The organism is Trichocoleus sp. ST-U1 (assembly GCF_039961835.1).
Lineage (GTDB): Bacteria > Cyanobacteriota > Cyanobacteriia > Cyanobacteriales > FACHB-T130 > FACHB-T130.
On sequence record NZ_JAMPJZ010000134.1, the window covers coordinates 1 to 9,606 of the forward strand.

The 9,606-nt window shown below is 48.9% G+C and carries 12 protein-coding genes and 2 pseudogenes; 12 read left to right on the plus strand and 2 right to left on the minus strand.

All coding sequences use genetic code 11. The features are described 5' to 3' along the window. The 12 genes and pseudogenes from NDA06_RS25605 to NDA06_RS25660 all read left to right on the plus strand — a co-directional run. Positions 1 to 275 (plus strand): annotated as a pseudogene (locus NDA06_RS25605) (hypothetical protein); the annotation flags it as partial. A 173-nt stretch (positions 276 to 448) separates the two neighbouring features. Beyond that, positions 449 to 1,408 carry an RluA family pseudouridine synthase gene (locus NDA06_RS25610; protein ID WP_190682395.1) on the plus strand — a complete coding sequence of 320 codons (960 nt, stop codon included), beginning with the start codon at positions 449 to 451 and terminating at the stop codon, positions 1,406 to 1,408. 556 nt (positions 1,409 to 1,964) lie between these two features. Then, positions 1,965 to 2,483, plus strand: coding sequence for a phycocyanin subunit beta (locus NDA06_RS25615; protein ID WP_190411798.1), 519 nt, complete (start codon positions 1,965 to 1,967; stop codon positions 2,481 to 2,483). A 92-nt stretch (positions 2,484 to 2,575) separates the two neighbouring features. After that, the gene (cpcA, locus tag NDA06_RS25620; protein WP_190411797.1) at positions 2,576 to 3,064 is read left to right on the plus strand and encodes a phycocyanin subunit alpha; all 489 of its coding nucleotides are present in this window, start codon (positions 2,576 to 2,578) and stop codon (positions 3,062 to 3,064) included. Between the two features lie 132 nt (positions 3,065 to 3,196). Continuing rightward, positions 3,197 to 4,072, plus strand: a complete 876-nt coding sequence (locus NDA06_RS25625; RefSeq protein ID WP_190986799.1) for a phycobilisome linker polypeptide — start codon at positions 3,197 to 3,199, stop codon at positions 4,070 to 4,072. Between the two features lie 65 nt (positions 4,073 to 4,137). Beyond that, positions 4,138 to 4,515, plus strand: coding sequence for a phycobilisome linker polypeptide (locus NDA06_RS25630; RefSeq protein ID WP_242030379.1), 378 nt, complete (start codon positions 4,138 to 4,140; stop codon positions 4,513 to 4,515). Between the two features lie 68 nt (positions 4,516 to 4,583). Next, positions 4,584 to 5,456: a HEAT repeat domain-containing protein gene (locus tag NDA06_RS25635; RefSeq protein ID WP_190986800.1), complete on the plus strand. Its 873-nt coding sequence runs from the start codon at positions 4,584 to 4,586 to the stop codon at positions 5,454 to 5,456. Positions 5,457 to 5,564: 108 nt separating this feature from the next. Then, complete coding sequence (locus NDA06_RS25640; protein ID WP_348251917.1) at positions 5,565 to 5,696, plus strand: hypothetical protein; 132 nt, start codon at positions 5,565 to 5,567, stop codon at positions 5,694 to 5,696. A 7-nt stretch (positions 5,697 to 5,703) separates the two neighbouring features. Next, entirely contained in the window at positions 5,704 to 6,327 is a 624-nt protein-coding gene (locus tag NDA06_RS25645) for a HEAT repeat domain-containing protein (protein WP_190682398.1), read from the plus strand. A gap of 72 nt (positions 6,328 to 6,399) precedes the next feature. Continuing rightward, entirely contained in the window at positions 6,400 to 7,233 is an 834-nt protein-coding gene (locus NDA06_RS25650; RefSeq protein ID WP_190411793.1) for a phycobilisome rod-core linker polypeptide, read from the plus strand. Between the two features lie 71 nt (positions 7,234 to 7,304). Continuing rightward, the gene (locus NDA06_RS25655; protein WP_190411792.1) at positions 7,305 to 8,051 is read left to right on the plus strand and encodes a phycobilisome rod-core linker polypeptide; all 747 of its coding nucleotides are present in this window, start codon (positions 7,305 to 7,307) and stop codon (positions 8,049 to 8,051) included. An 80-nt stretch (positions 8,052 to 8,131) separates the two neighbouring features. Next, positions 8,132 to 8,893, plus strand: a complete 762-nt coding sequence (locus NDA06_RS25660; RefSeq protein ID WP_190429920.1) for a phycobilisome rod-core linker polypeptide — start codon at positions 8,132 to 8,134, stop codon at positions 8,891 to 8,893. 256 nt (positions 8,894 to 9,149) lie between these two features. Here the strand turns inward: NDA06_RS25660 and NDA06_RS25665 are convergent, their stop codons facing one another. Both NDA06_RS25665 and NDA06_RS25670 read right to left on the minus strand, forming a co-directional pair. Further along, on the minus strand, positions 9,150 to 9,506 hold the full coding sequence (locus NDA06_RS25665) for an NADAR family protein (RefSeq protein ID WP_190986801.1): 357 nt from the start codon (positions 9,504 to 9,506) through the stop codon (positions 9,150 to 9,152). Between the two features lie 3 nt (positions 9,507 to 9,509). Beyond that, positions 9,510 to 9,606, minus strand: a pseudogene (locus tag NDA06_RS25670) (IS5/IS1182 family transposase); the annotation flags it as partial.

Here is a 9,606-nt window from a genome sequence, read left to right on the forward strand (position 1 = left end):
AAAATAAAACTTCCTTCTATATTAACCAGGATGAATGGGAATCTTACCTGGAAAATTCTTTTGAAGATGCTATATTCGCGGCAAGTGTGGAAGTTTTAAATGGGAATTATACCCCATTTCAACTACAAGATATGGTAAGCAGAACGGAGATAATTGTCGCAGCAAATAAACTTCTAAGCTTGACCTATTCCAATTCAGCCAAGGCATTGCGCGACATTATTAGTGAGGAATTGAGTAAATTACCAGGCGCAAAAGAGTGGAAATTAGGAAAATAAAGTAAATTTGTTTCGGCTAGGATGCAGTAATTACACTGCTACTATTAAGAAACAAGTCTTCCCACTCGTACCAAAATGCGATTGCGCCGCCCTCACTAACCTTTGTTCCTGTTTCTCTTCCTCCGCGTCCTCTGCGTCCTCTGCGGTTCGTTTCCAACTTAAACAGTGAATTCGTGAATTCCCCCCATTCAATCTCTCTCGAAGTTCAAGAAACAGGCAGTCGCATTGACCGCTATCTTTCCCAACAACTACCAGATTTATCCCGTTCGCGCATCCAGAGACTAATTGAAGACGGCAACGTGCTACTGAACGGCACCGTCTGCACGTCCAAGAAAGCAACCATGCAAATGGGCGATCGCCTATCTTTAACGATTCCAGAAGTGCGATCGCTAGACCTGCAACCAGAAGAAATCCCTTTAGATGTTCTTTATGAAGATGATTCCCTAATTATCATCAACAAACCGGCGGGTTTAGTCGTTCATCCAGCCGCAGGACACGAAGCAGGCACTCTCGTCAACGCTCTTTTAGCCCACTGTCCTCTCGCGGAAATTGGCGGGGTGCAACGTCCGGGAATTGTCCATCGTCTTGACAAGGATACGACGGGGGCAATGGTTGTTGCCAAAACCGACCAAGCCCACCAACACTTGCAAGCTCAACTAAAAGCTAAAACCGCACGCCGGGAATATTTGGGCGTCGTCTACGGTTCTCCCCGCGCTGAGGGCGGCACGATTGACCAGCCTATCGGTCGTCATTCAGGCGATCGCAAAAAAATGGCTGTCGTACCGCTAGAGAAGGGGGGACGAGCGGCGATGACTCACTGGCGGGTGCAGGAACGCCTGGGAAACCACACGTTGATGCTTTTCCAACTCGAAACAGGTCGCACCCACCAAATTCGCGTTCACAGCGCCTACATCGGTTATCCGATTGTGGGAGATCCCGTTTACAGTTCCGGTCACTCAGTCGGCGTCAATCTTCCCGGTCAAGCGCTCCATGCTTGGCGGCTCCGGTTGCAGCATCCAGTAACCGGGGAGTTGATAGAAGCGATCGCACCCCTACCCTCAGCATTTGTAAAGCTTCTCGATGTGCTGCGAAGACGAATTGCTGCCACTAATCCACAATCGATAGACCGATAAGGCTTTATATATTTACATAAAACTACATAATTACATTTAGTTCCAAAAAACCCCTAACCCTTGCCGAGAAACTTTTTAAACAAATATTAAAAAACCATAAAAACAAAAACCTTGGCTTTTTTGAGTATAAATACTTGGAGAATTGTAACGAAGTATGTGGGAAATAAAATCCAAGACCCTTGGAAGGGTAAGGATTTGAGCTTTTATTCATGGCTCTTGAGATTGCTTAATAAATCTTAAAAAACAAAGCTGCGAAGGCGTTGTATAAAAATAACCGGAGGGATCAATAACAGACAAAAGTTAAACAAGACACGGATTTATCAAGGTTGCAAATCTCTCATAAAAGCACGGACTTTTCTCATATTTCTGTGAAAACCAATTTGTTGCAGGTAAAGTAACAGAAGGGATGGGAGAGCGACTTAAAAAGCGTGTTGGACTTATGTCTGGGCTTGACCAATCCAAGAGCTGATTCAATAGATTGAAGTAGCTCTGCTTGACAAATATCGACGTTTTAAAAAACCACACTCATCCAAATCAGTAGTAGGAGATTGAGTTCATGTTAGATGCATTCGCCAAGGTTGTTTCTCAGGCTGATGCCCGCGGTGAATTCTTGAGCACCGAGCAGCTCGATGCCCTGACCAATGTTGTCAAGGATGGCAGCAAGCGTTTGGATACCGTTAACCGCATCACCAGCAATGCTTCCAGCATTGTTGCCAACGCCGCTCGTGCTTTGTTTGAAGAGCAGCCTCAACTGATTCAACCAGGTGGAAACGCATACACCAACCGTCGTATGGCAGCTTGCCTCCGCGACATGGAAATCATCCTGCGCTACGTTACCTATGCCACAATTGCTGGTGATTCTAGCGTGTTGGACGATCGCTGCTTGAACGGTCTACGCGAAACCTACCAAGCTCTAGGCGTTCCTGGTGGTTCTGTTGCTGCTGGCGTCCAAAAGATGAAAGAAGCTGCGGTCAAAATCGCTAATGACCCCAATGGCATCACCAAGGGCGACTGTAGCCAACTGATGTCTGAAGTAGCTAGCTACTTCGATCGTGCCTCATCTGCTGTTGCTTAAGAACAACTAGCAAGCTTGCTGTTGGATAGACGCGAACATTCGCGTTGTTTAGTCGAAAACTTTGCAAACACTTTTAGGGAGATACCTCAACAATGAAGACCCCGATTACTGAAGCCATCGGCGCAGCCGATACCCAAGGTCGTTTCTTAGGCAACACCGAACTGACTGCTGTTAACGGTCGCTTTGAGCGTGCCGCTGCCAGCATGGAAGCTGCCCGTGCATTGACCCAAAAGGCTCAGCAACTGATTGATGGTGCTGCTCAAGCCGTGTACCAAAAGTTCCCATACACCACCCAGATGCAGGGGCCTCAGTATGCTTCTGACTCTCGTGGTAAATCCAAGTGTGCCCGTGACATCGGTCACTATCTGCGGATGGTTACCTACTGTCTAGTTGCTGGTGGTACAGGTCCAATGGACGAGTACCTGATTGCCGGTTTGGATGAAATCAACCGCACATTCGAGCTGTCCAACAGCTGGTACGTAGAAGCCCTCAAGAACATCAAGGCCAATCATGGTCTGACTGGTCAAGCTGCTAACGAAGCCAACACCTACATCGACTACGCCATTAACGCCCTGAGCTAGTATTCAGGTGCGGTGCCCGGAAGAATCAGCGAGTGTTGGCGTGCTTGCTAGCAGTTGCTAATTTTTCCGGGCATTGTTTTTCTCAATTTGAGTATAAAAATCTTAAAAAGTTGTTGCGTTGGGAGAGCAAGAATGGCCGGTTTAGTGGCGTCGAATTTAGCAGCAGCAGGCCGCCTAGGTCTTTCTGCATTTGATGAAACACGGGTGGAACTGCGGCCTGACTGGACAGAGGACGATCTGCAAGCGGTAATCCGCGCGGTTTACCGTCAGGTACTAGGCAACGATTACATCATGAAGTCGGAACGCCTAACCTATGCTGAATCGCAGCTTCGGCAAGGAAATATAACGGTAAGAGATTTTGTCCGCGCGATCGCTAAGTCAGATCTATACAAAAACAAGTTTTTCTTTCGCAATTCCAATACCCGCTTGATCGAACTCAACTACAAGCATTTGCTAGGGCGGGCACCTTACGCAGAGGATGAGATAAACTCCCACCTCAATATCTATGAGGAACAGGGGTACGACGCAGAAATCGATTCCTACATCGACAGCGTTGAGTATGAAGCCAACTTCGGAAACAACGTTGTCCCTTATTATCGTGGATTTATGGTAGAGCCGGGAGTGAGAACGACCGGCTTTACTCGTATGTTCCGCCTGTATCGGGGTTATGCGAATAGCGATCGCTCCCAAGTTGGAGGAAAAACTCCCCGACTGATGGGCGAATTGAGCCGAAATGAGGCTTCTACAATTTTCCAACCCTCTGGCAGTTCTTCGTCCTGGAGATCGGCAGCGATTCCTCAAGACGCAGCCCCCAGAAAAGCCCTCGGCGGTACTAAGGAACAAAGCGGACGGGTTTATCGCATTGAAGTGTCTGGAATTCTCAGCCCAGGCTACCCGAAAGTCCGTCGCAGTAGCAACGCCTTCCTAGTGCCCTACGAGCAGCTGTCCCAAAAACTACAGCAAATTACGAAACAGGGCGGCAAAATTGTCAGCGTTTCACCCGCTTAAGGTGAGCAGATTCTAAGTGTCATCGCACTTAGTCTTTTTTGAATGAATCTTTTTTGACAATGGTGATGACACCAACTATCAAGTTTCATGTCATCACCCCCTCAACTGTTTTCAACCCAATTACAGGAGCTATTTCAACGATGTTTGGACAAACTGCACTTGGGAGCGGTACTTTGGGTGACGCTGCCAATCGGGTATTTCGCTACGAAGTCGAAGGTTTACGTCAGACTTACGAATCTGACAAACTCAGCTATCCCATTCGCCGTAGTGGCAGTTTCTATATCACAGTGCCCTACAGCCGCATGAATGAAGAAATGCAGCGGATTAACCGCATGGGTGGCAGAATCGTCAACATTCAGCCTTTAACTCTGGATGGAGACAGCGAAGCTAAAAGCCAAGCGACAACAGCCCATCAAAATCATGACGCTGAAGGCAAGCGCTAAGCCGATTCAGCTTACCCAGAAAGCCCATTCAGCCATGTTCGTAAAAGCCAAGTCATTGCACTCCTACGATGCGATCGCCTAATCCCGATCGATATTCTGAATCAGACTCACCGTCCGGAAATCCACCGGGTAGCGAACCGCTAACGGTGGAGCAGGCAATTGCCAATCTCCGCCATGAAGATTTAAGTCTCCGCTACTATGCTGCCTGGTGGCTGGGTAAATTCCGCGTGCGCGAGTCTGCTGCTGTAGAAGCTCTGATTACAGCTTTGGAGGATGAATCGGATCGGACAGAGCTAGGTGGATACCCCCTCCGTCGCAATGCCGCACGAGCGCTAGGGAAACTAAGCGATCGCCGAGCCGTTCCAGGGCTGATTCGTTGTTTGCGCTGCTCCGACTTCTATGTTCGAGAAGCCGCAGCTCAGTCTTTGGGAATGCTAGGCGATCGCACCTGCATTCCGGAACTGATGCAACTGCTAGAAGGGGGTGTGGTAGCCGCTCTGCCAGTACCAGGGCGACCTCATCTGACACAACCCTATGAAGCAGCGCTGGAAGCCTTAGGAGCACTTCAAGCGGCGGAAGCAACTGCTCAGATTCAACCGTTTCTGGAGCATCCTGTCGCGCGGGTGCAATATGCAGCAGCGCGGGCAATGTACCAGTTAACGGAAGATTCCGTTTATGGGGAACGCTTGGTTCAAGCATTGGAAGGCAGCGATCTGCAACTGCGCCGCATCGTATTATCAGACTTGGGTGCGATTGGTTATCTGCCAGCAGCGGAAGCGATCGCCAGTGCTGCCACCGAAAATAGCTTCAAACTCATTGCCCTCAAAGGGCTGCTGGAACACGTACAGGCACGAGCGATCGCGTCTTTACACCCAGATGAACCGAATTCGCTATCTGCTGACGCCATCAGGGTGATGACCCTGATGGATGCTTTGTTATAGTCAATTGTCGTTTTCTAATGGCTAATCGCAAGTAGCAAATGGCAATTAACAACTAGCAATCAGTAAGTAGCTAGACATAACTTAAACAGCACGTAGCCTATAGGTAGGGTGGGCACTGCCCACCCATTGCACGGCACGGGTGGCAGTGCCCACCCTACTGCTTCGTTTATTTATGCTCAGCTACTTAACAAATGGCAATTGACAATTCGCAATTCGCCATTGACCACCGAGCGCCGATGATGGACTAATGACTGATTCGCCCCAAGAACTGATTCGTGCCATTGAACAGGCAGATTCCCCCGGACGTTTGGTGGCGTCAGTCCGAGCCTTAACTGCCGCCCGTCTAGAAGTTGGGATTCCTACCCTGATCGCCGTCTTAGGTTATAACAACCCAGGAGCGGCAGTAGCAGCAGTAGAAGGGCTGATTCAGTTAGGGGAAATCGCCGTACAACCCTTGCTGGAAAAACTGGACGCCTATGACTACGGTGCCAGGGCTTATGCGATTCGTGCCCTAGCCGGAATCGCCGACCCCCGCGCTTTAGACATCTTAGTAGAGGCAGCAGTCACCGACTTCGCGCCCAGCGTTCGCCGCGCTGCTGCGAAAGGGCTGGGAAACCTCCGGTGGAACACGTTGAATGCCCAACAGATTCAAAGCGCGATCGCTAGGGCATTGGAAACCCTGCTGCTCATTTCTCAAGACCAGGACTGGGCGATTCGCTACGCCGCTGTCGTCGGCTTGCAAGCACTCTCCACTCAGTTGGAAGTCCGCCCGTCCATCCAAAAGCGATTAGCGGAAATGGCTTTAGATAATGACCCAGCAGTTCGTGCCAGAGTTCAGCTGGCTCACCAATCATTAGTGATGAGTCCTTAGCAAAGGCTCATTCGTCTTTTATTCATGGACTCATCACTAACAGCTAACAACTAACAACTAACAACAAAAAATATGCCAATTCCACTTCTTGAAATTACACCAACCACGCAGAATCAGCGTGTAGAAGGGTACGAAGTACCTGATGAGGACGACGCACAGATTTATCGATTGACAGATGCAACCTCAGACACGGCAATTAATGACTTGATCTGGGCTGCTTACCGGCAAATCATCAGCGAACATTTAATTTTAGAAAGCTACCGCCAACCTTTTCTAGAATCTCAACTGCGGAATCGAGCCATATCCGTGCGCGAGTTTATTCGAGGATTGGGCAAGTCCGATGTTTATCGGCAGTTGGTGGCAGACACGAACTCCAACTACCGCTTAGTTGACATCACTTTCAAGCGGTTTCTGGGACGCGCTACCTATGGCAAAGACGAGCAAATTGCTTGGTCAATTGTAATTGCTTCCAAGGGATTGCATGGCTTTATCGATGCCGTTGTTGATAGCGAAGAATACCGCCAGAACTTCGGCGATGAGATTGTACCTTATCAGCGCCGCCGGTTTAACGAGCGACCCTTTAACTTGGTCAACCCCCGGTACAGTGATTACTGGCGCGGTCGCATGATGGGTCTAGATACTCGGAGTTACTTCCAAGTGGGGGGTCAAAACGCCGCGGGTAAAACCTCGGTTCGTCAAGCAATTCCAAACAACTTCTTGGAAATGGCTCGGAGTATTGCCCCTAGCGAAGTCAACTACCAGCGCACCAGAGATCGGGTACTCTCTCAAATTAAAAACATGGAGATTCCCGACACGAGGAGCAAAGCTGCCAACTTGCAACCTGCTGTAGGTCGCACCGACGTAGCCCTTCCTTACCGCTACCTTTATCCAACGCCCAAAGCCTAAAGGCTAATGGCTAATTGTTCATGGTTCATGGCAATTAGCAATCCAACAAGATAGGAACTAACAATTTACCTATGTCCATCCCTTTGCTTTCATACAAACCCAGTTCGCAGAACCAGCGAGTATCGGGTTACGAAGTGCCAAACGAAGATACTCCCCGGAGTTATCGCCTTGAAAACTGCATTGACAATAGCGACCTTGAAGAATTAATCTGGGCAGCCTACCGTCAGGTTTTCAGCGAGCACGAAATCCTCAATTCTTTTCGTCAGGTTGACCTGGAATCTCAAGTGAAGAACCGCGCCATTACTGTGCGCGACTTCATCCGAGGTTTGGCGAAGACTGAGGGATTTTACCGCTTGGTTGTTGAGAAAAACTCCAACTATCGAGTCGTCGAAGTTTGCCTCAAACGGATCTTGGGCAGGGCACCCTACAACAAAGACGAAGAAATCGCCTGGTCAATTAAGATTGCCACTAAGGGACTGAGCGGCTTCATTGATGCCCTAGTCGATAGTGAGGAGTATCAGTCTAACTTTGGCGACAGTACGGTGCCTTATCAGCGTCGTCGCTACAAAGATCGACCCTTTAACTTGGTGACGCCTAGCTACGCCGATTACTGGCGCGATAAGGAAGAAAGTGCACGCTACAAATGGGGCAATGTGCAAAACTTCTTGGATATGGCACGGGCAATCAACCCGAAAGCTGTCACCAATACTGTTACCGTTAACACGGCTAACATCAAAATTCCCGACATGACACGGGATAATACAGCGCAAGAGACACGAGTGTCGATTAACTCGCAAGTAAGTTTTCCTCTCCGGTAGCACGGGGATTCCATCGACCAGAGGATACCCCGATGCTGGAAAATAGGAAGTCTCAACCACTTTATAAGGGAGATTTTTAAATGGCACTGCCATTACTTGAATACAAACCAACCACCCAAAACCAACGAGTTAAGAGCTTTGGAAAAGCGGATCTTAACGAAGATACCCCATACATCTATCGCGTGGAAGATGCCAATTCACCGATAGAAATGGAGCAGCTGATTTGGGCGGCTTATCGCCAAGTCTTCAGCGAGCATGAAATCCTCAGATTCAACCGTCAGATTACCCTAGAATCTCAGCTGAAAAATGCGACGATTACAGTAAGGGAATTTATTGCTGGTCTGGCGAAGTCAGAGGCATTTTACCGTGTGGTTGTCTCGGTCAATAACAACTATCGCCTTGTAAACATTTGTCTCAAGCGTTTTTTAGGTCGGGAGCCTTACAACAAAGCCGAAGAAATCGCTTGGTCGATTAAAATTGCCACTTTGGGCTTCAGCGGTTTTGTTGATGCCTTGGTGAACAGCCAAGAATATACCGACAACTTTGGGGACTTCACCGTACCCTACCAGCGCAAGCGGATGGAACAGCGTCCTTTTAACCTGGTGACGCCTCGCTATGGCGAAGACTTCCGCGAAAGTGCTGGCACAGTCAAGACCGATTGGCGCTTTACTGTGGAGAAGTTCTACAGCCGCAAGAACCAAGAACGGCAACTTCCCGAAGGCGATCCCCGCCGGTTCCGCGAGGTTGCGGCGTCGCTCAGTACCAAGCGCAACTACCCACAACGGGTCTCTGCGTTTGACATTGACTACCTCAGCCGAGTGCCCGTGCGTGGCAACCGCTAAGGGATAAAGTGCTAGTTTCCTAGACTGCTTGCACTTCTGATAAAACTAAACTGTGGCTCTGATTCCTGCTCTCAATACAGCTAGATAATGTCCTATAAAGACATCTAGTCGTTAGAGTGAGCGGTCATCAGAGCCACAAACTTTTTGGGTGCATACGGCATAGGCGCTCGCCTACTCACACCTCATCTGGATTAATCCCCATTGAGCGCAATCTCTCTGCTAATTGCTCTGCTCTAGCTTGAGCCGATTCTTTCTGTTATTGCTGGTTGCTAAGGCGCACTATCTCTCGCACTTCTACTAAAATTTGCCCCAACATATTCTTGCCACTGCCATCAGCACCACAGCCCCAATAATAATCACCGGGTGCATTTTCAACAATTAACTCATCGCCTGTAGAAAGTAATTCTTCGCGGATATCGGCATGAGTTTCAAATTTGCGTAGCACGGCTTTTCGCATAATGTCATCTTTTACCTGTTCCCAATCGGGACGCAGGGGCCGCGATCGCTCTCGTCCCATTCTCGCCGCATCCTTCGGTGTCTTTACCTGGCGAATTTGGTCAGCGTGAGGCGTTCCAACAAACTTTTGCGCTTGAAAATAATAGACCTCCTGCATGAATCAGGAGGCATGTGCCAGTTCGTAGTTCAGCAAGCCAGCAATTAGGTTTAAGCGCAAACCAAATCTCTGCCTGCGATTGCGATAACGTCCTGAAAAA